We start from the raw sequence: 21,313 nt of genomic DNA on the forward strand, positions 1-21,313 counted from the left end.
AACTGCCCCTCCGCTGGCAGCCCGCGGGTGCCTTTGTAGACTGTTGGGCGGACCGCAAAAGAATTTAAGGACTCCAGATGACCCACCCCCCGGCCGCCCCGAACTACATCGAACAGCAGGCTGGATCTCTGCAGAGCGGCGATCATCTGCTCCTGCCCGACGGCAACCGCTCCGCCGAAATTCAGCGCGTGGACGTCGAAACCGACGATTTCGGTACCCCCGCCATGGTCCTGGCGACCCTCACCGGCGGCGGCGGTCTCAGGATTGCGGCAGCGTCCACCGTCCTGATTCTGGAGGCGGCTGCCGAGGTCGTGGAAACCCCGTCCGACGACGATGGCTCGCCGTTGCAGCTCGTCGAACCGGCCCCGGAGGATGACAGCGTCGACGTCGATAGCGTCCACGCCGTCGCCGGCGCTCAGGACAAGAGTGGCGCTCAGGACAAGGGCGGGGAGAACGACGGCGACGCTGCCGCCGTCGTCGTTCCTCCCCTGCCGCCCGCTCCGCCCGTGGTGAGCGGCCCCAGCGACGAGGACCTGGCCCTGATCCCTGCCCCGGCGGGCACACCCGAGGCCGTGGTGGAGGCGGCGGCCGGGGCGCACCCGAAGTCGGTGGGGGTGCTGCTGCTCAGCGAGCGCCTGGCGAAGGGCATCAACACGAAGTCCGGCAGCTGCCTCAAGGACCTCAGCGACCTCGCGCAGGAGCTGTTCATCATCCTCAAGGACCCCGAAAACGCCCTCGCCGTCGCCGATCTGCTCAATGTGCTGCCCTTCGACGGCAACCGCGGCCGCTGGTCGTCGGTGGAGGCCTCCCTGGCACTGTCCAGCTACATCTGCCGCCAGCTTGGCCAGGAAGAACGCGCCGCCGTCTACGAGAAGTTCCTCCGCGCCCCGGAAGCCATGGAGACGGACCCGTTCAAAGCCCGGATTAACGCCAAGGTCCGCCAGCGCTCTCTCAACGAACCGAACCTGTACGACAAGGAAATCTTCCGCTCGATGGACAACTCGAATCCGGATGCGGAACGAGAGTGGCGGCTCCTGCGGCTCGAGGCACTCCTGTTCCTGCGCGCCCACGGCGGATCGGAGACCATCGGCGCCCCGGAGCTGGACCGCCGGATCGGCAACGAACTCGAGTCTGTCCGCTCCTAAGGCGTTTGGCCCCTACCCCCTCACGGGCGGCCGTTGTAGATTCACCCCATGACGAACAATCTGAGCGTTGTGATCAACTCCGACGCGCAGCAGGTTTGGACAATGCTGCGCGAACCCGCCAAGGTAGCCCAGTGGCACGGCTGGGAGGCCGACGACCAGGCGGCCGAGATCAATGAAATCTACTTCAGCCCCAATGTCATCGAGGGCGCCGACCACACCTCCCTGGTGGTCGACGGCGGGGACGTGTTCACCCTGAAACCGGTTCCGACCGGCACGGAAGTCAGCGTCACGCGGGCCGCCGTGGACCACAATTCAGAGTGGGCCGCCTGGGACGAGGACATCACCCAGGGCTGGCTGACGTTCATCCAGCAGCTCCGTTTTGCCCTCGAACGGCATCCGCACGGCAAACGCCGGACCTTCTTCTTCTCGGTCCCCGGGAATGAGGGGTCCGCCATCGAAAAGCTGGGACTGTCGGATGTTCCCAAGCCCGGCGAACCGTATTCGCTCACCCTGGCGACGGGCGAGGAAGTCTCCGGCAGGGTCTGGTTCCGCAGCAACCACCAGGTGGGGCTCACGGTCCACCACTACGCCGAGCACGGCGAGGGCCTGGTGATCGTGGCGGACCAGCCGGCCATCAAGGACATCCGGCCCGAGGGCGGGTCCTTGGTCATCGTCTCCACCTATGACCTCGGGGCGCACCAGCTGGAGTCCGTCCGCAGCTACTGGGACAAGTGGCGGGCTGAGAACTACCCCACATCCGAACCGCTGCACTAAGGGTTGGCTGCTGTTAGCTGGCACACTTGAACGGTGCCAGCCAATCCTGAATCACCCGTGTCGCCGCTCCTGCCGGCCCAGCAGTCCGAGTTTTCCTTCCGCGTGGGCAAACGCCTGAGCGAAAGTTGCTCACCGTCGGAGGCGCAAATTTCGGCCAACGGCGGGGAATTCCTCGGCCGCACCGGCACCATCACCACCCCTCACGGCGAGATCCAGACCCCGGCGTTCATCGCCGTCGGCACCAAGGCAACCGTCAAGTCGGTGCTCCCGGAGTCCGTCGCCGAGCTGGGCGCCCAGGCCGTGCTGGCCAACGCCTACCACCTGTACCTGCAGCCCGGCGCCGACATCCTGGATGAGGCCGGCGGGCTGGGCGCGTTCATGAACTGGCGCGGGCCCACGTTCACCGACTCCGGCGGGTTCCAGGTGATGAGCCTCGGCTCGGGGTTCAAGAAGGTCATCGACATGAAGTCGGTGGACAATTCAGGGCCCGATGACGCCGTCGCCCCCGGCAAGGAGCGGCTGGCCCATGTGGATGAGGAAGGCGTGTGGTTCAAGAGCCACCTCAACGGCGACCGGCACCGCTTCAGCCCCGAAATCTCCATGAACGTCCAGCACCAGATCGGCGCGGACATCATGTTCGCCTTCGATGAGCTCACCACGCTGCAAAATTCCCGCGGCTACCAGGAGGAGTCCCTGGAGCGGACCCGCCGCTGGGCCGAGCGCTGCATCACCGAACATTTCCGGCTCACTGCCGAGCGGACGGGCAAGCCCTACCAGGCCCTGTTCGGGGTCATCCAGGGCGCGCAGTACGAGGACCTGCGCCGGAAGGCCTGCCGGGACCTGGGCGCGATGAACTTTGACGGCTTCGGCATCGGCGGCGCCCTGGAGAAGGAGAACCTGGGCACGATCGTGCGCTGGTGCAACGAGGAACTGCCGGAGAACAAACCCCGGCACCTGCTCGGCATCTCCGAACCGGACGATATTTTCACCGCGATCGAGAACGGCGCGGACACCTTCGACTGTGTCTCCCCCACCCGGGTGGCCCGGAACTCGGCGTTCTACCACCCCACCGGCCGGTACAACCTCTCCGGTGCCATGTACAAGCGGGACTTCGGCCCGTTGCAGGAAGGCTGCGACTGCTACGCCTGCCTCAACTATTCGCGGGCCTACATCCACCACCTGTTCAAGGCCAAGGAAATGGTCTCCGCCACGCTGATCTCGATCCACAACGAGCGCTTTGTGGTGAAAATGGTCGACGACGCCCGTCTCGCCATCGAGGCCGGCAACTTCTTCGAGTTCAAGGCCGAGACCCTGCGGAACTACTACTCCTAGGCTCCGGGTCGCCGCCGATTCGACGGTTCCCTGCGCCCACGACGTCGGGAAACGTCGAGCAGGCGGGCACCCGTCGGAGCTCGTCCGCTTGCGCCGCGGCACTTACGCCCGCGCAGAATGGTGGCGGGGGCTGAACTCCACCGTCCGACGGCGGCAACTGGTCTTCGCCCATGCGCTCGGGACGCTAAGGACGTCGCCGGGGCGCTTTGTCTACAGCCACGTCTCGGGCGCCAGCCTGCATGACCTCCAGCTGTGGAAAGTCGATGACCGCGTGCACCTGACCCAGGAAACATCCCCCTCCGGGATCTCGCCGCCCGGATGGGCGCTGACCTTGGCCTCGTCCGGGCCCGGTGCGCCGATCTCGCAGGCCGCAATGGAGTGGTCGCCTTGCGGCGGGCCCTCGAACTGGCTGACCCCCGCTCCGAGTCTGCTGGCGAAAGCCTGACAAGGGAACTGCTGCACAGGCTCAGGATGACGCCTCCCGAGGTGCAGTACGTGGTCCGGACTCCGCTCGGGGAGCATCGGCTGGACTTTGCCTGGCCGGAGCGAAAAGTTGCCCTTGAATTCGACGGGAACACCAAGTACTTCGACTACCGTCCCACCGGCGACGTACTGTTCGCCGAGCGGCGCCGCGAGAAAGCCCTGATGGAACAGGGCTGGACTTTCATCCGGATCGAGTGGAGGGACTTGTTCAACGAAGTGGAGTTCAAGTACCGGGTGTTACGGGCGTTGAGCCGCGGCACGGCCGCCGACAGCCCGCCGTTTCGACGGTTCCGCAGCGGCTAGACGGTTCGCGGCGTCGTGTGGGCACCGAACCGTCGAAACGGTGGAGGAACGAGGAACCCTTACGCCCCGTAGCTCGGTTCGCGCTTCTTGATCCAGCCGATCGCGCCCGCCGTGACCGGGACGAAGAGGAACTCCACAAGGGTCTTGTAGAGGAAGCCCACGGCGACGTAGTTCACGAAAGTGCCGACGTCGGTAATCCCGATAACGGAAGCCGCGATGCTGCAGAAAATCAGGGTGTCCACGAACTCCCCGGCCACCGAGGAGCCCATGATGCGCGCCCACAGGGACTTCTCCCCCGTGCGCGCTTTCATCTTCACGAGGATCCAGGCGTTGATGGTCTGTCCGGCCAGGAACGCCAGCAGCGAGGCGAGCACGATCTGCGGGACCGGGCCCAAGGCGCCTTCCAGCGCGGCCTGCTTGGCGGCGCCGAAATCGTCGTCGAAGCCCGGCAGCGCGATGATGACCCAGTAGCAGAGCGACGCGAAGACGGAGAGCGCGAAGGTGGTGAAAATGGCCTTGCGCGCCACCTTGAAGCCATAGACCTCGCTGATGACGTCGCCCAGGATGTAGGCCAGCGGGAAGAGGAAGAAGCCGCCGTCGGTGATGATCGGGCCGATCGCGACGCCCTTCGATGCCCCGATGTTGGACAGGATCAGCACCACGGCCATAACGGCGAGCATGATGCCGAAGTACGGGGAGCCGATGGAAGCGAACTTCGGCGGGGCTGCTGCCGGGATGGTCTTGGCGGAAGTCATGGGTGTTCCATTCGTAGTGGTTCGCTCGGCGCCCGGATCCTCATGGAGGACAACACGGCGGCCGGCTGTATTAGCACTGGATGGCTCCTGGCGGGCTGGCCGCGGGAACCGCCTTCCATTCTCTCACCCCGCGCCAGCATACGAACCGGCCGCCGCAAGAACCGGAACCTGTGCTGGGCCCGCTGTGAATACTTGCACTGTGAACGCTCCGGACGTGGTGGCAGGATGGGGCCATGGAGGAGACCCATCCTGCCACCGCAGTTTCCACGCGCGCCCTCGTCAAGCGGTACCGCGACGTCACCGCCGTCGACTCGCTCAACCTCGATGTCCGCCGCGGCGAAATTTACGGATTCCTTGGCAGGAACGGGGCGGGAAAGACAACCACTATCCGCATGCTGCTCGGCCTGATCCGACCGAGCGGCGGGGAAGTAACCGTACTCGGCCGGCGCATCATCCCAGGGGAGACGAGCGTGTTCTCGCGCGTCGGATTCCTTGTCGAGACGGCCACCGCCTACCCCAATCTCACCGTGCGCGAAAACCTCGACATTCAGCGCCGCCTCACCGGCTCACCGCCGGGGTCGGTCGAGGACTCAATCACGCTGCTCCGCCTCGGCCCGTGCGCCGGGCGGCGCGCCGGGCAGCTCTCGCTCGGCAACAAGCAACGCCTCTCGCTCGCCCGCGCGCTGCTGCACTCCCCCGAACTGCTGGTGCTCGACGAGCCCGCCAACGGCCTCGACCCGGCCGGCATCGTCGAGATCCGCGAACTCCTCCGCTCACTCGCCGACAAACGCGGCGTCACCGTCTTTATGTCGAGCCACATCCTTGCCGAGGTCGCCCATCTTGCCGACCGTATCGGCATCATCCACAACGGGCGTCTCATCGAGGAGTCGTCGCGCGACGACCTCGCCGCGAAGGCACGCTCCTTCGCGGCCGACGCCTACACCCCGGAGGAACGCGAGCAGGCGCTGCTGACGCTGGACCTTGAGCGTTACTTCCTCGCGCGCACTGGCGATGCAGCCACGGGCGAGGCAGCCGCGGGCGCTGCAGCCACGGGCACTGCAGCCAAGGGTTCCGTGGCCTGATGTTCGGTCAGGTTCTCGCCACCGAGTTCACGAAGCTCCACCGCGCCAAGGCGACCTGGGCCACCCTGGCGGTGCTCGCGATGATGCCGCTCGGCATAGCGCTGTTCATGTGGATCGTGCGCGAGCCAGGGCGGGCGGCCCAGCTGGGGCTTGTGGGCACCAAAGCGAGCCTCGCTGGCCTCGAGGCGACGTGGCCCGAATACTTCTACATGCTCACCCTGGTCTTTGGCATTGGTGGGATGCTCCTGCTGGCGTTCATCGTCGCCAACTTGTTCGGCCGCGAGTACGGCGATGCCACCGCCAAGAACATGCTCGCGCTGCCCGTGGCCCGTCACTGGTTCGCCGTCGCCAAGCTGGCGGTCGCGGCTGTGTGGTGGATGGCACTCATCGTCCTCGTCCTCCTCGAGGCGATGGCGATCGGATTTGCGATGGGGCTGCCGGGGTTCTCTGCGGAGCTGGCCGCTACCGGCCTGACCAACGTCCTGCTCGCTGCGTCGATATCCTTCCTGCTCGCTCCCGTGGTTGCCTGGATTGCCGTGTTGAGCCGCGGTGAGGTGGCCCCCATCGCCTTCTCCCTCGTGATGCTCGCTTTGGGGAACCTGTTCGGCAGAACCGGCTGGGCGGAGTGGTTCCCCTACTCGATCGTCCCGCTGCTGATCGGAATGGTGGCGGACCCGGTCGACACGCTCACGGCCGGCAGCTACGTGGTGCTGGCGGGGACGTTCACGGCAGGCACCATCGCGACGATCCTGCAGCTGCGGTTCGCAGACAACGCCCAGTAGGCGCGGGCCGAACGGCCCCAGCCCAAGCGGCACCGCCCGCGTCGGCAGCACCCGTCTTAACGACGACGGCGGGCCGCCAGCTCCCGGAACGTGCGTTCCGTAGCCGGCAACCCGCCGTCGTAAGCGTGCCGTTTCGCGAGCAGCCGGTGGCCCTAGCGGCGCGAGGCGTCGACGAGGTCCTTGTCGTCGTCCAGGCGACCGTCGCCCGGGGAAACCGGGGCAACCGCGGGCTCCCACGCGTGGCCCTGTTCGTGGTCCAGGTGCGTGGACTTCTTGTTCTTCAGCGCGAAGATGTAGACCAGCAGCGAGAGGCCGATGGCCACGGTGACGTAGGTGAAGAACAGGTCCACCTGGCCGGCTTTCTGCAGCGCGGCGCCAATCAGCGGAACCGTGCCGCCGAACAGCGAGTTGGCAATGGCGTACCCCAGGCCCACGCCGAGCGCCCGGATGGAGGCCGGGAACAGCTCGGCCTTCACGAGGGCGTTGATCGAGGTGTAGCCACCGACGATCAGCAGGCCGCCCATCATCAGCAGGAACGCCGTGAACGGGTCCTTGGTCCCGGCCAGGGTGGACAGCAGCGGCCACGTGAACAGCAGGCCGGTGATACCGAACCAGAGCAGCAGCGGCTTCCGGCCAACCTTGTCGGAGATGAGCCCGTAGACCGGCTGGAGCAGCATAAAGATGAACAGTGCCCAGAAGTTGATCACCGACGTGTCTGTCTTGGCGATGCCGGACGTATCGTTCATGAACTTCAGGATGAAGTTGGTGTACGTGTAGAACGCCACGGTGCCGCCGAGGGTCACGCCGATGCAGATCAGCAGGGGCTTCCAGTACTGGGTGAAGAGCAGCTTCATGGTGCCCGGCTGGGCAACGCCTGCAACGGCAGGAACCTTCGCGGCCTCGACTTGCTCCTCGGACACGGTTTCTTCCATCGAGCGCCGCAGCCACAGGACAACGAGCGCCGCAACGCCGCCGATTGCGAACGGGATGCGCCACCCCCACTCGGTCAGCGCTGATTTGTCCATGGTGTTCTGCAGGATGACCAGCACCAGCAGCGCCATCATCTGTCCGCCAATGAGCGTGACGTACTGGAAACTGGAGAAGAATCCGCGGCGCTTGGAGGTAGCGGCCTCGGACATGTAGGTGGCGCTGGTGCCGTATTCGCCGCCGACGGAGAAGCCCTGGATCAGGCGCACAAAGATCAGCAGGATCAGCGCCCAGACGCCGACCTGCTGGGTGGTCGGCAGGATCGCGATGGCGAAGGAACCGGCCGACATCAGCGTCACGCTGAGCGTCAGTGCGGCTTTGCGGCCCTTGCGGTCGGCGTAGCGGCCGAAGAACCAGGCGCCGATCGGGCGCATGAGGAACGACGTCGAGAAGACGGCCATCGCCTCAAGGCCCGCCTGGAGCTCGTCCTCGGAATTGAAGAAGTGCGACTGGAAATACGCCGCGAAGACTGTGTAGACGTAGAGGTCGTACCACTCCACGAGGTTGCCGGCAGAGCCTTTGAGAATATTGCTTACGGCTCGTCTCGTCTGCGCCGATTCGGACAGCTGGGTGCTCATCAATGAACCTTCCTGGATCCGGCGCCGCAAGAAAGCAACACCGTCCGCCACCTTATTAGCGGTGATCCGGAACACTTGGGTTTTGTTCATATTGGTCATGCGCACAATGCGGGCGGTTTTCCGGTGATGGCAGGATGGGACCATGACTTCCACCGCCTTCGACTCCGCCGCCCTGGCGGCCCCCGCCCACGACGACGCCGCGGCCGCTCCCGCCGTCGCCCTGACCATCGCCGGCTCCGAAGCGACCGGCGGCGCCGGCGCGCAGGCCGATCTGAAGACCTTCCAGGAACTGGGCGTGTTCGGCATTGCCAACCTGACCTGCATCGTGTCCTTCGATCCGCAGGACAACTGGAACCACCGTTTCGTCCCGGTCGACCAGCAGGTCATCGCCCACCAGTTGGAGGCGACGACGGCGGCCTACGGTGCCGCGTCCGGCGCTCCGTCGGTTCTGGACACCGTGAAGATCGGCATGCTTGGCAGTCCGGCAACGATTTCCACGGTCGCCGAGGCGCTGGCCGGCTCCGCCTTCAAGAACGTGGTCCTGGATCCGGTCCTGATCTGCAAAGGCCAGGAGCCCGGCCACGCGCTGGACACGGACCAGGCCCTCAAAGCGCAGATCCTGCCGCTGGCCACGTTCGTTACACCGAACCATTTCGAGGCAGAGTCCCTCTCCGGACTTGAAATCACCGACCTCGAATCGCTCAAGGCCGCCGCGATCCGGATCCACGAGCTCAGCGGCGCCGCGGTGCTCGCCAAGGGCGGCGTGCGCCTGGCCGGGCCGGACGCCGTCGACGTCTACTACGACGGCGACACGCTGGAAGTGCTGTCCGCCCCGAAGGTGGGCGACGTGGCGGTGTCGGGCGCCGGCTGCTCGCTGGCGGCCGCGGTGACGGCCGAGCTGGCCAAGGGTGCGACGCCGCTTGAGGCCGCCCGGACGGCCAAGGCGTTTGTGACCGCGGGAATCCGCAACCGGGTGGCTTCAGGAGCGCCGTTCGACGCACTGTGGCAGGGCGGCCCGCGCTAAACCCGCCAGATTCGACGCTCCCTCAGGTCTGGCAGCTACTGTCCGGACGCTCCCTCAGGTCTGGCAGCTTCTGTCCAGACGCTTCCTCAGTTCTGGAAGCTACTGTCCGGACGCTTCCTCACGTGCTGCGGCAGCCTGCAGAATCCGCGGGAGCGTCTCAAGATGAGCGGGGATCGGACACCCTGCCCATAAAAAGGGGCAGCCCGGTCTCGGCATGGACGATCTCGTAGTGGAACGGCCGGTCGAAATGGATCACCGTCGTCGCCGCTGCGCCGCTGACGGCCCGCGCGTTGATCTGGGTCACGGCAGCGGCAACCGTGCCTTTCTCCGCCACGGTGATCGTGGCGGACTGCCCTGCCGCCTGGATCTTGAGGCCGCGCTGGATGGCGTTGAAGTCGGTCTTGGTGTGGAGCATTTTCTGCAGGCCCAGGTCAGTGAAGACTTTGCGCAGTTCAAAGTCGGTCTTGTGGTCCCACCGTGGCAAGAAGATCTGCACGGGCGCCGGGGCGGCGGCTTCAAGCGCGAGGGCAGCGTCGGCGGCTTCCTGCGGTCCGGGCATGGCGGCCCCGGCATCCGGGAGCACGAGCCGCATCACAAATCCCTCGGCATAGGGCAAGTCCACCGCCTGCCAGCCTGCACCCTGGGCGAAGGCAAGGTCCTGAACGCCCGACATGGTGGAGGCGGAAACCTGCCCGCCGTCGGGCGTGGTGAAGGGCAGAACGGCAGTGTCGGCCGGGTCGAAGGGGACCCTCCACGCCGAGGCGAAGTACACGGCGTTGAGCACGCTGAACGTGTCTCTAAGGTCATACTTCGCGGGCCCCTTCTTGATCCGTCCGCCGGTGTTCTGGTTCACCCAGGCGTCGATCGCCGGCTTGGTGGCCGCCTCATCCTGGAAGTCCACCGGGTACACACCGGTTCCGTAATACCGGGCCAGGGACTGCAGATAGCCCTCGCCCGTGGGCTCGCCCTTGTCTATGAACAAGCCGTTTGCCGTGTGCAGGACCGGCCGGCGCGGAGGGTCCTTTTCGTCCACCGAGGCGGGGTCTCCGTCGAAGGCTTCCAAGGATGCCAACAGCGCGTTCAGGGCGGCGTCGCGATGCTCCGCGGGGAGGCCCAGCACGCCGTCCATCTCGGCAGCGGTCCCCCCGGATGCGCCCGCCCGCAGCATGGCCAGGGCAATCAGCATGCTGCCCGGGGACGAAACCACGTTTCCGTTTCCGGCGTTCCCGCCGTCTGCCAGAAGCGCGGCGCCCAGCTTCCGTGCCGACGCCCTAAGCTGGGCGAACTCGGCCGGATAGGCGGCCCCTTCCGCCGAAGCGCGTTCGACGCCGTCGGCCTTCACCATCGCCGGCGGCGAGGAGGAACAAGCTGTCAAGGCCAATGCCATGGCCGCACCCGCGGCAACCAATCGCGCCGAAATCTTCTGTTTCATCGCGCCCCCAAGGAATGGCGGGGATCCGCCTACGGCCAGTCAACCAGCCCGCCCGGAAAAGAGCGACCACGCCCGGGTCACGATTTGACGCCGGTCGGGCCACCCGATTCGCCGGAATCGTGCGGGTTTCCGGCCTCAGGAAAGGGCTGTCAGCGGCGCGGGATGTTGCGCAGGTTGCTCCGTGCCATGCTGACGGCCTCGCCGGCGCCCCGGTTGAGGACCACCTTGGACATCGCTGTGGCGAAGCCCAGGACCTGGGCGCCCTTGATCTTGGGCGGGAGGGACAGCGCCTTAGGGTCCGTGATGAGCTCCACGAGCGACGGTCCGGGGTGGGCGAAGGCTTCCCGGTACGCGGCCTCGATGCGGGACGGGTCGGTGACGCGGACGGCGTGGAACCCCAGGGCGCGGGCCACCGCGGCGTAGTTGGCGTCGGGCACGTCCACGCCGAAGTCCGGGAGCCCGTCCACCAGCATCTCCAGCTTGACCATGCCCAGGGTGGAGTTGTTGAACACCACGACGTTGATCGGGAGCCGGTGCGCGGCAACGGTGACCAGCTCCCCCAGCAGCATCGACAGGCCGCCGTCGCCCGATACCGACACCACTTGGCGCCCGGGGTAGGCCAGCTGGGCACCGATCGCATGGGGAAGCGCGTTCGCCATGGATCCATGCAGGTAGGACCCGATCAGCCGGCGGGTTCCCAGCGGATTGATGTACCGGGCGGTCCAGACATTGCACATGCCCGTATCCGCGGTGAAGACCGCGTCTTTCGCTGCCACCTGGTCAAGCACCGACGCCGCGTATTCGGGGTGGATCGGCTCTTTGGTTTCCACTTTGCGCGTGTAGGCGCCGACGGCCTTGTTCATCAGCCGGTCGTGCTTTTTGAGCATCGCATCGAGGAAGCGGCGGCTCTTCTTCGGTTGGATCAAAGGCATCAGGGCCGCAAGGGTGGGCAGCACGTCGCCGTGGACCGCGACGTCGACGTCGGTCCTGCGGCCCAGATACTGCGCGGCCCGGTCCACCTGCGCCGTGCGGGTTGCGGGCAGGAACTGGTCATAGGGGAAGTCTGTGCCGAGCAGGATGAGCAGATCCGCGTCCTCGATCCCCTCGGCCGCGGCGCCGTAGCCTAGCAGCCCCGTCATGCCGATGTCATAGGGGTTGTCGTACTGCATGAAGTCTTTGCCGCGGAGCGAGTGCCCGATCGGGGCGTTCACGGCTTCCGCGAGGGCGATGACCTCGCCGTGCGCGCCCTCGACGCCGGCACCGGCGAAGATGGCGACCTTCCCGGCAGCGTTGATGGCATCCGCCAGCTCCCGCACGCTGGCGGGGTCCGGCACCAGCGCCGCCGGGCGGAACGCGGCGGGGGCAGGGGTGGGAGCTGCCGCCTCCAGATCCGCGATGTCACCGGGAAGCGTGACGACGGCGACGCCCCGGAGGGCGACAGCGTGCTGGATGGCACTGTGCATGACCCTCGGCGCTTGTTCGGCGGTGCTGATCAGCTCGGAGTACACCGAACACTCGTTGAAGAGCCGGTCCGGGTGGGTTTCCTGAAAGAAGCTGCTGCCGATTTGTTTGCTCGGAATGTGCGAGGCGATGGCCAGCACCGGGGCTCCGGAGCGGTTGGCGTCATACAGTCCGTTGATCAGGTGGAGGTTTCCCGGCCCGCAGGAGCCAGCGCACACCGCGAGACGGCCGGTCAGCTGCGCCTCCGCCGCGGCTGCGAAGGCCGCGGCCTCCTCATGCCGCACGTGAATCCAGTCGATCCCGCCCTTGGCGGCACCACCCGTCTTCCGGACCGCGTCGACGATCGGGTTGAGGCTGTCGCCGACAATTCCATAGATTCGCTGCACGCCGGCGGCTTGAAGTTGTTCGATGAGCTGGGTCGCAAGTTCCTTGGCCATGGGTGCACGCTCCCGCGAGGTGGGTCGATGAGCTGACACTGGCCAATATAGTCCGCCCGCCTTGGCGCGGCTCCCAGGTCGACAGGTAGCGGCGTTCTGCAGGCGGGCTGGAAGGACCACTTTTCCACATACGGCTAGCCACCGTTGAAGTCCTTTGTTGCCCACTCATAGCGTGGTGGAAGGCAGTCCGCCTCTTGCCTCATCCACCGTAAGGATCGATTGTGGCCAAAAAATCCCGGCGTCGGTCGGCACGTCGAAGCACTGGGGGGCACCAGGCCGGGAAACCGGCCGGTCGGCCAGGTTCGCGTGCGTCGCGCCACGACCAAGCACTGGGGTCGCTGATCGCATTTGTTGGTTGGCATCGCGAGCACGGGATCTTGCCAGAACTTCCCGTCCTGGCACAGTTGACAGCATTCCTCCCGATTTATACCGAAACCACCGGCGGACAAGTGACCGCAATGGACCCCGTACGCATAGCCAGGTTCGTCGAGGCGCTCGATAAGCGTGATGACAGTCTTGCACCGTTTTTCTGCGCCTCCCTTCATGAATACCTGCGTTTCCTCACGGACACGGGTCGCTGGTCCGGGAGCGAAGTACGCTATCGGGATTTGCACCGCGTCGTGTGTCGGGGGGCACTCGGGAAAAATAGTCCGCCGTAGAGCAGCGAGCCTGCAACGGGCGAAACGCGAGTCAGGTCAGGTCCCAGAGTGCGCCTGCAGGAACGAGTAGACCTCGGTTTCGTCCACGCCGGGGAAGGCACCCGGGGGCATCGCGGCCAGCAGATGGGAGTGCGCCCTCGCCGAGGGCCAGGCGTTGCCGGCCCACTCGGAGGTCAGGGCGGCCGGAGGCCTGCGGCAGCAGCTTTCGTCCGGGCAGGTGGACTTGGACCGCTCCGTGGTGTCGCGGCCGCGGAACCACTTGACCTGCGCATACGGCACTCCAACGGAGAGCGAGAACTCACCGTTGGCGGAGCGCTCGGTCCGCGCCGTGCACCAGTAGGTCCCCGCCGGCGTGTCCGTGTACTGGTTGTAGGCGCTGAACTTGTCCGGCACGTCGAACACCACCCGGGACGTCCAGTTCTTGCAGGACGGCTGGCCCTCAATGGCGCCGGTGTGGTCCTGCGGGAAGGTCACGCCGTCGTTCTCGTAGGCCTTGTAGATGATGCCGCTCTTGTGCGTCTTCTGGAAGTGTGTGCGGATGTCCAGGTGCTGGGTGGCGAGGTTGGTGAAGCGGTGCGCGGCCGTCTCATAGGACACGGCAAAGGCGTCCCGGATGTCCTCCACCGCGATTTCCTTCGCCTGCTTGGCCCTCTGTAGGAATTCCACCGTGGCCTGCTCCGGCAGCAGGAGCGCGGCGGCGAAGTAGTTCGTGGCCACGCGCTGCATCAGGAAATCGCCGTAGTTGGTGGGCGTCTGGTGGCCCAGGACGTAGTGGCCCAGCGCCTGCAGCAGCACCGAACGGGGGTCGTGATCGCTGCGCGCGTTCTGCGTGAGGTAAATCCGGCGGTTCTTCAGGTCGGTCACGGAGCGGGTGGAGTGCGGCAGGTCGCCCACGTGGTGGAGGCTGAAGCCGAGGTGCCCGGCGATGTCCGCGATTACATGGTGGGACAGCGGGCCGCTCGTGTGCCCCACGGAGGCCAGGACCTTCTGTGCCTCGGCCTCGTACTCCGGGAAATAGTTGTTCCGCTCGCGCATCATGGCGCGCAGCTTCCCGTTCGCGCGGCGGGCCTCTTCCGGCGTCGCGACCTGCTCGTTGAGCCGGCGTTCCAGCTCGTGCTGCAGCCCCACCATGGACTCGAGCACGTCCATCGGAAGCCGCGAGCTGACGCGGATCTTGGGCAGCTTGAGTGACTCGTAGATGGGGCTGCGCTGGTAGCGTTCCAGCTCGATCTCCAGGGCGGCGCGCCGGTTGGGCGGCTCCGCGCCCAGCAGCTCGTCGATGCTCACGCCGAGTGCCGCCGCGAGCTGCTGGAGCAGGCCCAGTTTGGGCTCGCGTTTGCCATTCTCGATCAGGCTCAGCTGGCTGGGGGCCGTTCCCACCGTGGCGCTGAGGTCATCGAGCGTGAGTCCGGCGGCTTTCCGCAGATGCCGGACGCGCCGGCCCATGCTGATGACGTCCACCTCCGGCACGGCAGGCGAGGCGGCTGACGAGACGGGGCGGTTCCAGCTGGTGGGATGCATTTCTTGAGAATACGCGAAGAAGTGCATTTCTTTCCATACTTTTGGTCTAGCAAGCCACTTGAAAGTAAAGAAAAGTAGATCTCACGGAAAGATTCACCATCCGGGAACAACCAGCCAGGATCTGCAGAGACGCAGACTGGCCGGCCCGGACCCCACCAAGGAGACAACAATGACTGCAGCATTTGAGCCCACCCAGCAGACGCCCGAAGAGCAGGCCGCCGCCCTGGAGCTCGAGTGGGCTGCCAACCCGCGCTGGGAAGGTGTCACTCGGGACTACAAGGCTTCCGACGTCGTCCGGCTCCGCGGCCGCGTCTCCGAGGAACACACCTTGGCCCGCCGCGGCTCCGAGAAACTGTGGAAGCAGCTCACCGGGGAGCACAAGGAAGGCAAGTACACCAACGCCCTCGGTGCACTCACCGGTAACCAGGCCGTCCAGCAGGTCAAGGCCGGCCTCCGCGCCATCTACCTTTCCGGCTGGCAGGTCGCCGCCGATGCCAACAACTCCGGCCACACCTACCCGGACCAGTCCCTGTACCCGGCCAACTCGGTGCCCACCGTGGTCCGCCGCATCAACAACGCCCTGCTCCGCGCCGACCAGATCGAGTTCTCCGAGGGCATTCAGACGGTCGAGGACTGGATGGTCCCGATCGTCGCCGACGCCGAGGCCGGTTTCGGCGGCCCGCTCAACGCGTACGAGCTGATGAAGTCCATGATCCAGGCCGGCGCCTCGGGTGTGCACTGGGAAGACCAGCTCGCCTCGGAGAAGAAGTGCGGCCACCTCGGCGGCAAGGTCCTGATCCCCAGCCAGCAGCACGTCCGCACCCTGAACGCCGCCCGCCTGGCAGCGGACGTCGCCGGCACGCCGTCGGTCATCATTGCCCGCACCGACGCCGAGGCAGCCACGCTGATCACGTCCGACGTCGACGAGCGCGACCAGGAATTCATCCTCCGCGAAGGCGGACAGCCAGTGCGCACGGCGGAAGGCTTCTACAAGGTCCGCAACGGGATCGAACCCTGCATTGCCCGCGCCAAGGCCTACGCCCCGTACTCCGACCTCATCTGGATGGAGACGGGCACTCCGGACCTGGAACTGGCCCGCAAGTTCGCCGAAGCCGTCAAGGCCGACTTCCCGGACCAGATGCTCTCCTACAACTGCTCCCCGTCGTTCAACTGGAAGAAACACCTCGACGACGCCACGATCGCCAAGTTCCAGCGCGAACTCGGCGCCATGGGCTTCACCTTCCAGTTCATCACCCTGGCCGGCTTCCACGCCCTGAACTACTCGATGTTCGACCTCGCCCACGGCTACGCCCGTGAAGGGATGAGCGCCTACGTCGAGCTGCAGGAAAAGGAATTCGCCTCCGAGTCCCGCGGCTACACCGCCACCAAGCACCAGCGCGAAGTCGGCACCGGCTACTTCGACGACATCGCCACCGCGCTCAACCCGAACGCATCCACCCTGGCCCTGGTGGGATCCACCGAAGAAGGCCAGTTCCACTAACTTCCCAAACTTCCCGCCCGTTGCCCTGTCACTTTTGGTTCCCATCGACCTCCTTTGGCGACCAAAAGTGATAGGGCAACGGCGGACATCCAAGGAGCAACTCCCATGAACAGCTTCACTGACAACTTCACCATCAACGGGGTTATGCTGACTGCCCAGCCGATCTGCCGGCAGAGCGAGGTCCTGACTCCCGACGCGCTGGCGTTCGTTGCCAAGCTGCATAAGGCGACCGCGGGACGAAGGCTGGAGCTGTTGCAGGCCCGCCGGGACCGCCGCCAGCAGATCGGCAAGGGCCAGGACCCGCGGTTCCTCCGCGAGACCGAGTCCGTCCGCAACGATCCGAACTGGCGCGTCGCTCCCCCGGCCCCAGGCCTGACGGACCGCCGCGTGGAGATCACCGGCCCGGTGGACAAGAAGATGACCATCAACGCGCTGAACTCCGGCGCCAAGGTTTGGCTCGCGGACATGGAGGACTCTTCCACCCCGTCATGGCGCAACGTCATCCAGGGCCAGCTCAACCTCACGGATGCGCTGGAACGCCGGATCGACTTCACCTCCCCCGAGGGCAAGGAGTACAAACTCCGCTCCGCCGAGGAGCTCCCCACCATCGTGGTCCGGCCCCGCGGCTGGCACCTGCCGGAGAAGCACATGCTCATTGACGGGACGCCGGTGGCCGGCGGAATCGTGGACTTCGGCCTGTACTTCTTCCACAATGCCCGCCGCCTCATCGCCCAGGGCAAGGGTCCGTACTTCTACCTGCCGAAGATCGAAAACCACCTCGAGGCCCGGCTGTGGAACGACATCTTCGTCCTCGCCCAGGACCTGCTGGGCATTCCGCAGGGCACCATCCGCGCCACCGTGCTGATCGAAACCATCACCGCAGCATTTGAGATGGAGGAGATCCTCTACGAACTGCGCGACCACGCCGCGGGCCTGAACGCCGGCCGCTGGGACTACATCTTCTCCCTGATCAAGAACTTCCGCACCCGCGGACCGCGCTTCGTCCTGCCGGACCGCAGCCAGGTGACCATGACGCAGCCGTTTATGCGCGCCTACACCGAACAGCTGGTCCGGGCCTGCCACAAACGCGGCGCCATGGCGATCGGCGGCATGGCCGCGGCCGTCCCCAACCGCAAGGACCCGGAGGCCAACGCGATCGCCATCGAGAAGGTCCGCGCGGACAAAACCCGTGAGGCCGGCGACGGCTTCGACGGATCGTGGGTTGCGCACCCGGACCTGGTGCCGGTCTGCCGCGAGGTGTTCGACGCCGTGCTCGGTGACCGCCCGAACCAGCTGGACCGCCTCCGCGAGGACGTCACCCCGGACGACCGCGCACTGCTCGACATCGCCTCCACCACCGGCACCATCACCGAACAAGGCGTCCGAAACAACATCGAGGTAGGCATCCGCTACATCGAGTCCTGGCTCCGCGGCAACGGCGCCGTCGCCATCCACAACCTCATGGAGGACGCCGCCACCGCGGAGATCTCCCGCTCGCAGCTGTGGCAGTGGATCTTCTCCCGGGCCATCACGGACCAGGGCGACGTCATCACCCGCGACTGGGTCGAGGACATGCTGGATGAGGAGTTCGCCAAGCTCGAACGCTTCGAAGGTGACCGTTTCGCCGATGCGCGGGACATCTTCGAGGAAGTCACGCTCACTCCGGCGTTCCCGGCGTTCCTGACACTTCCGGCCTACGACCGGTTCCTGCATGAAGCGCGCGACGGCGGCGACGTCCCCAGCGAGGACCCGGCGCTCGTCCCGGCCTGACGGCAGGGCGCCGCACCCGCCTAACAGGCCGGGGCGGCGCAGAATTCCGTTCGCTGGGCTGCCATGCCCTTCGCAACAGGCACCCCGAGATCCGGGGCGGCGGCCCGGCGACGGAAAACCCACTGAATCGACAACGGCGTCGAGGTGACAGTTAAAGCCCATGTTCCCCGTGAACATGGGCTTTAACTGTCACCTCGCGGTCGGACCCCGACGCCGGTCAGTGCGCCTTGGGGACGTGGCGCAGTGAAAACCCCGTCCCGACAATGAACAGCGCCACCGATCCGAGCACCATCAGCAGCGGCCCGGTCCAGGAACCGGTGACGCCGTTGACGTAGCCCAGCAGGGTCGGCGCCAGCGCGCCGAAGGAGTAGCCCACACCCTGCACGACGGCGGACATCCGGCCTGCCGAGGCCTGGTCCCGGGCCAGCCGGATGATGGCGATGAAGATCAGCGTGATGCCGCCGCCCTGGGCCACGCCGCCAAACGAGGACCACAGCCACCACAGCTCCGGTGCCAGCAACAGGCCCGCGGGAACGGTCAACCAGAACAGCCCGAGGGTGAGACCGACCGCCGTCGTACTGGCAAAACGGGCCGCGAGCGGAACGCCCAGCCCGCCCACGATGGCCAGGATCTGGAACAGGGAGGACCCGGCCCCGGCCTGTGCGGCTGTCATGCCGAGTTCGTCCGCAAGGATGCTGGGCAACCAGGCGGTCACACCGTAGTAGGAAAATGCCTGCCCGGCGAAGCCCGCGGTGAGCCCCACCGTGATCCAGCGCGAGGCCCGCCTAACCCCGGGGCGGGCGGGATCCGGTCCCGGGACCGGTTCGGGGCGGAACGCCCGGGGGCCGAAGGCGAGGACCCAGACAACCAGCGCCGCGACGGCGAAAAGTCCGCAGGCGGCCAGGGCCAGCCGCCAGCCGAACAACTCGGCCAGCGGCGCCATCACCATGGCGGTGATGAACGAGCCGATGTTCAGGGCGGCGGTGTAGATGCCCATCGCCGTGCCCTGCCGGGCAGGCGCGAAGTCGCGCCGGATGATCAGCGGTACGGCGATGTTCCCGATCGTGATGGCGACGCCCAGAATCACCGTGCCGAGCATCACGACGGCGCCGTTTCCCGCCGAACGCACCATCACGCCCAGCAGCACGCCCAGCAGCGTGAGCGTTATGGCGACTTCCGCGCCGAGTTTGCGGCCTGCCAGCGAGGCGAGCGGGGAAGCGAGGGCGAAGCAGAGCACCGGGATGCCGGTCAGGAGTCCCAGTTCCACCGGGGAGAACCCAAGTTCCTGCTGCATCAGGCCGACCACCGGCGCCACGGCCACGAACGGGCCGCGCATGTTCAGGGCAATGAGTCCGATGGCGGCCAGCAGGATCCAGCTGCGCGGCACCTTGGCCAGGACGCTGGTGCTCACGGGTGCCGCGGCTCGGCCGGCGGGCAGAAATATGCTTTCATCAGTCCCATTGCTATCACGCGCCCCCGCCGGACCCGCCGATTATGACACCCGCGGGGTTCCCGCCGGCATCAGCCCGTGGCCTGTAGCGTCTCCTCGATCACCGCGGGCGACAGCACATACTGCGTCACCATCTGGCCGGCGCCCCGAATGGCGGTCTGGTCCCCCGCCATGGACAGGCCGATCCGCAGATGGGTGGTGGCCAGCGGCAGCGAGCGCCGCTAGACCACCGCCTCCGGTGTCGATGCTCCAGCCCAGTTACCCAGCGCCGGACCCGGCATCCACCACAAAGTACCGCGCCATTCCGCAGGGTCGGTGCGGCGCGGCCGGCAGTATCTGGGCGGGAGCGTCGCGACGCCGTCGGGAGGCCACCGGTTTCGGCGCGTGGCACGCGGTTCTTGAAAGCAGCCGCAACAACGCTTCACGAAGCGAGGACGGCCTAGCTGCCGGACTAAGGTTTTGGCATGACCCACGCAATCCGGACGGCAACCGCGGACGACGCCGGCGGGCTGGCTGCGCTGGCGGCCGTCACCTTTCCGCTGGCCTGCCCGCCCAGTTCGACGGCTGCGGACATCGCGGCCCATGTGGCGGCCACCCTCAGCGAGGACAACTTCCGTGCCTACCTGTCGGATCCGCAGATCACCGTCCTGGTGATCGACGTCGACGGCGACCTCCGCGGCTACAGCCTCTTGGTGGTCCGGCCCGCCCGGGACCCGGACGTGGCCTCCGCCCTGACCATCCTGCCATCGACCGAACTCAGCAAGTGCTACGTCCATCCGGACCATCACGGGCTCGGCGCCGCGGCCGAACTGATGCACGCCAGTGTCGCCGCGGCCGCAGCGGCCGGCGCCCGCGGGCTGTGGCTCGGTGTGAACGAACAGAACGCCCGTGCCATCCGCTTCTACGAAAAGTCCGGATTCCGGAGGGTCGGAACCAAATCCTTCACGCTCGGCAGCTCGGTGGAACACGACTTCGTGATGGAGCGCCCAGTCACGCCGTGACCAAGCCGACAGTCCCGCCGGGAATGCGGCCGGCCGCCGCAGGGTTGTGGCGAGCATGAAGATTGAGATCTGGTCCGACGTGGCCTGCCCCTGGTGCTACATCGGCAAACGCCGCTTTGAGACCGCCCTCGCGGCCTTCCCGCACCGGGAGTCCGTGGAGGTGCAGTGGCGCAGCTACCAGCTGGACCCGTCGCTGCCGGAGCACTACGACGGCACGGAACTGGACTACCTGAGCACGCGCAAGGGGATGGCCCCGGCCCAGGTCGCCGGAATGTTCGCGCACGTGGCGGAGCAGGCCAAGGGCGAGGGCCTCAACTACCGCTTCGACGACGTTGTGGTGGCCAACAGCTTCACCGCCCACCGGCTGATCCACCTTGCCGCCGCACACGGACGGCAGGACGACGCAAAGGAACGCCTGCTCAGCGACCACTTCGAGCACGGCCGGGACATCGGCAGCCGGGAGTACCTGACGTCGCTGGGTACGGACCTTGGGATTGGCACCGTCGAACTGGACGAACTTTTCACCACCGACAAGTACGCCGACGACGTCCGGCTGGACTTTGAGGAGGGCCGCGCCCTCGGGATCAGCGGCGTCCCGTTCTTCGTGATTGACCGTAAGTTCGGGCTCTCCGGCGCCCAGCCGGCCGAGACATTTGCCGCGGCCCTCGAGCAGGCCTGGCAGGAAAGCCAGCCGCTGGTCATGGTGGGAGCGGCAGACAGCGGCGAAGCCGTTTCAACATCTGCCGCCACCGGCGAGGCCTGCGGTCCGGACGGCTGCGCCAGCTGAGTCCCGCCGGCGTCGAAGTCGCCGGACTCGTCCGGGGTCGCCGGAAGTT

Annotated in this window: 17 protein-coding genes and 1 pseudogene; 11 read left to right on the forward strand and 7 right to left on the reverse strand. The window is 66.5% G+C overall.

Annotation, left to right across the window (positions count from 1 at the left end; all coding sequences use genetic code 11):
* The first annotated feature begins 77 nt into the window (after positions 1-77).
* The 4 genes from ASE96_RS06165 to ASE96_RS06180 all read left to right on the forward strand — a co-directional run bounded on the left by ASE96_RS06165 (position 78) and on the right by ASE96_RS06180 (position 4,037).
* On the forward strand, positions 78-1,145 hold the full coding sequence (locus tag ASE96_RS06165; RefSeq protein WP_056427542.1) for a DUF6707 family protein: 1,068 nt from the start codon (positions 78-80) through the stop codon (positions 1,143-1,145).
* 48 nt (positions 1,146-1,193) lie between these two features.
* Positions 1,194-1,919: a hypothetical protein gene (locus tag ASE96_RS06170; protein ID WP_056427545.1), complete on the forward strand. Its 726-nt coding sequence runs from the start codon at positions 1,194-1,196 to the stop codon at positions 1,917-1,919.
* A gap of 33 nt (positions 1,920-1,952) precedes the next feature.
* A complete protein-coding gene (tgt, locus tag ASE96_RS06175) occupies positions 1,953-3,251 on the forward strand; it encodes a tRNA guanosine(34) transglycosylase Tgt (RefSeq protein WP_056427549.1) in 1,299 nt (432 codons plus the stop codon).
* A gap of 318 nt (positions 3,252-3,569) precedes the next feature.
* Positions 3,570-4,037: a hypothetical protein gene (locus ASE96_RS06180; RefSeq protein ID WP_056427552.1), complete on the forward strand. Its 468-nt coding sequence runs from the start codon at positions 3,570-3,572 to the stop codon at positions 4,035-4,037.
* A 59-nt stretch (positions 4,038-4,096) separates the two neighbouring features.
* Here ASE96_RS06180 and ASE96_RS06185 read toward each other — a convergent pair whose 3' ends face one another.
* Positions 4,097-4,792: a queuosine precursor transporter gene (locus tag ASE96_RS06185; RefSeq protein ID WP_056427554.1), complete on the reverse strand. Its 696-nt coding sequence runs from the start codon at positions 4,790-4,792 to the stop codon at positions 4,097-4,099.
* A gap of 233 nt (positions 4,793-5,025) precedes the next feature.
* Here ASE96_RS06185 and ASE96_RS06190 point away from each other — a divergent pair, with 233 nt between their 5' ends.
* Complete coding sequence (locus ASE96_RS06190; RefSeq protein WP_056427557.1) at positions 5,026-5,874, forward strand: ABC transporter ATP-binding protein; 849 nt, start codon at positions 5,026-5,028, stop codon at positions 5,872-5,874.
* On the forward strand, positions 5,874-6,656 hold the full coding sequence (locus ASE96_RS06195) for an ABC transporter permease (protein ID WP_056427559.1): 783 nt from the start codon (positions 5,874-5,876) through the stop codon (positions 6,654-6,656). Before ASE96_RS06190 ends, ASE96_RS06195 begins: the two co-directional genes overlap by 1 nt.
* A 152-nt stretch (positions 6,657-6,808) precedes the next feature.
* On the opposite strand, the gene ASE96_RS06200 is transcribed toward ASE96_RS06195, so the two are convergent.
* Positions 6,809-8,221, reverse strand: coding sequence for an MFS transporter (locus tag ASE96_RS06200; protein ID WP_056429211.1), 1,413 nt, complete (start codon positions 8,219-8,221; stop codon positions 6,809-6,811).
* 142 nt (positions 8,222-8,363) lie between these two features.
* Between ASE96_RS06200 and ASE96_RS06205 the strand changes: the two genes are divergently transcribed.
* A complete protein-coding gene (locus ASE96_RS06205) occupies positions 8,364-9,245 on the forward strand; it encodes a hydroxymethylpyrimidine/phosphomethylpyrimidine kinase (protein ID WP_056427563.1) in 882 nt (293 codons plus the stop codon).
* 157 nt (positions 9,246-9,402) lie between these two features.
* On the opposite strand, the gene ASE96_RS06210 is transcribed toward ASE96_RS06205, so the two are convergent.
* From ASE96_RS06210 to ASE96_RS06220, 3 genes are all read right to left on the reverse strand, one after another.
* Positions 9,403-10,677 carry a serpin family protein gene (locus ASE96_RS06210; RefSeq protein WP_056427565.1) on the reverse strand — a complete coding sequence of 425 codons (1,275 nt, stop codon included), beginning with the start codon at positions 10,675-10,677 and terminating at the stop codon, positions 9,403-9,405.
* A gap of 149 nt (positions 10,678-10,826) precedes the next feature.
* Positions 10,827-12,575, reverse strand: a complete 1,749-nt coding sequence (locus ASE96_RS06215; protein WP_056427568.1) for a pyruvate dehydrogenase — start codon at positions 12,573-12,575, stop codon at positions 10,827-10,829.
* A gap of 695 nt (positions 12,576-13,270) precedes the next feature.
* Entirely contained in the window at positions 13,271-14,782 is a 1,512-nt protein-coding gene (locus ASE96_RS06220) for a helix-turn-helix domain-containing protein (protein WP_056427571.1), read from the reverse strand.
* A 142-nt stretch (positions 14,783-14,924) separates the two neighbouring features.
* Here ASE96_RS06220 and aceA point away from each other — a divergent pair, with 142 nt between their 5' ends.
* Together aceA and aceB are read left to right on the forward strand one after the other, a co-directional pair.
* Positions 14,925-16,256, forward strand: a complete 1,332-nt coding sequence (gene aceA / locus ASE96_RS06225) for an isocitrate lyase (RefSeq protein ID WP_056427574.1) — start codon at positions 14,925-14,927, stop codon at positions 16,254-16,256.
* A gap of 105 nt (positions 16,257-16,361) precedes the next feature.
* Positions 16,362-18,026, forward strand: a complete 1,665-nt coding sequence (gene aceB / locus ASE96_RS06230; protein WP_056427577.1) for a malate synthase A — start codon at positions 16,362-16,364, stop codon at positions 18,024-18,026.
* 217 nt (positions 18,027-18,243) lie between these two features.
* Here aceB and ASE96_RS06235 read toward each other — a convergent pair whose 3' ends face one another.
* Both ASE96_RS06235 and ASE96_RS19505 read right to left on the reverse strand, forming a co-directional pair.
* Entirely contained in the window at positions 18,244-19,437 is a 1,194-nt protein-coding gene (locus tag ASE96_RS06235) for an MFS transporter (RefSeq protein WP_056427580.1), read from the reverse strand.
* Between the two features lie 110 nt (positions 19,438-19,547).
* Positions 19,548-19,697 (reverse strand): annotated as a pseudogene (locus ASE96_RS19505) (sugar kinase); the annotation flags it as partial.
* 243 nt (positions 19,698-19,940) lie between these two features.
* On the opposite strand from ASE96_RS19505, the gene ASE96_RS06240 reads away from it, so the two are divergent.
* Both ASE96_RS06240 and ASE96_RS06245 read left to right on the forward strand, forming a co-directional pair.
* On the forward strand, positions 19,941-20,477 hold the full coding sequence (locus tag ASE96_RS06240) for a GNAT family N-acetyltransferase (protein WP_056427584.1): 537 nt from the start codon (positions 19,941-19,943) through the stop codon (positions 20,475-20,477).
* Between the two features lie 55 nt (positions 20,478-20,532).
* Positions 20,533-21,264 (forward strand): DsbA family oxidoreductase, encoded by a 732-nt coding sequence (locus ASE96_RS06245; RefSeq protein ID WP_056427587.1) that lies wholly within the window; start codon positions 20,533-20,535, stop codon positions 21,262-21,264.
* Positions 21,265-21,313 lie beyond the last annotated feature (49 nt).

Origin of the sequence: Arthrobacter sp. Leaf69, from assembly GCF_001422645.1 — a bacterium.
Lineage (GTDB): Bacteria > Actinomycetota > Actinomycetes > Actinomycetales > Micrococcaceae > Arthrobacter.

Bases quoted from the DNA above. Each gene is read 5' to 3' on its own strand.
- ASE96_RS06165 (WP_056427542.1), top strand. From the start codon at position 78: ATGACCCACCCCCCGGCCGCCCCGAACTACATCGAACAGCAGGCTGGA.
- ASE96_RS06170 (WP_056427545.1), top strand. From the start codon at position 1,194: ATGACGAACAATCTGAGCGTTGTGATCAACTCCGACGCGCAGCAGGTT.
- ASE96_RS06180 (WP_056427552.1), top strand. From the start codon at position 3,570: ATGGGCGCTGACCTTGGCCTCGTCCGGGCCCGGTGCGCCGATCTCGCA.
- ASE96_RS06185 (WP_056427554.1), bottom strand. From the start codon at position 4,792: ATGACTTCCGCCAAGACCATCCCGGCAGCAGCCCCGCCGAAGTTCGCT.
- ASE96_RS06190 (WP_056427557.1), top strand. From the start codon at position 5,026: ATGGAGGAGACCCATCCTGCCACCGCAGTTTCCACGCGCGCCCTCGTC.
- ASE96_RS06195 (WP_056427559.1), top strand. From the start codon at position 5,874: ATGTTCGGTCAGGTTCTCGCCACCGAGTTCACGAAGCTCCACCGCGCC.
- ASE96_RS06200 (WP_056429211.1), bottom strand. From the start codon at position 8,221: ATGAGCACCCAGCTGTCCGAATCGGCGCAGACGAGACGAGCCGTAAGC.
- ASE96_RS06205 (WP_056427563.1), top strand. From the start codon at position 8,364: ATGACTTCCACCGCCTTCGACTCCGCCGCCCTGGCGGCCCCCGCCCAC.
- ASE96_RS06210 (WP_056427565.1), bottom strand. From the start codon at position 10,677: ATGAAACAGAAGATTTCGGCGCGATTGGTTGCCGCGGGTGCGGCCATG.
- ASE96_RS06215 (WP_056427568.1), bottom strand. From the start codon at position 12,575: ATGGCCAAGGAACTTGCGACCCAGCTCATCGAACAACTTCAAGCCGCC.
- ASE96_RS06220 (WP_056427571.1), bottom strand. From the start codon at position 14,782: ATGCACTTCTTCGCGTATTCTCAAGAAATGCATCCCACCAGCTGGAAC.
- aceA (WP_056427574.1), top strand. From the start codon at position 14,925: ATGACTGCAGCATTTGAGCCCACCCAGCAGACGCCCGAAGAGCAGGCC.
- aceB (WP_056427577.1), top strand. From the start codon at position 16,362: ATGAACAGCTTCACTGACAACTTCACCATCAACGGGGTTATGCTGACT.
- ASE96_RS06240 (WP_056427584.1), top strand. From the start codon at position 19,941: ATGACCCACGCAATCCGGACGGCAACCGCGGACGACGCCGGCGGGCTG.
- ASE96_RS06245 (WP_056427587.1), top strand. From the start codon at position 20,533: ATGAAGATTGAGATCTGGTCCGACGTGGCCTGCCCCTGGTGCTACATC.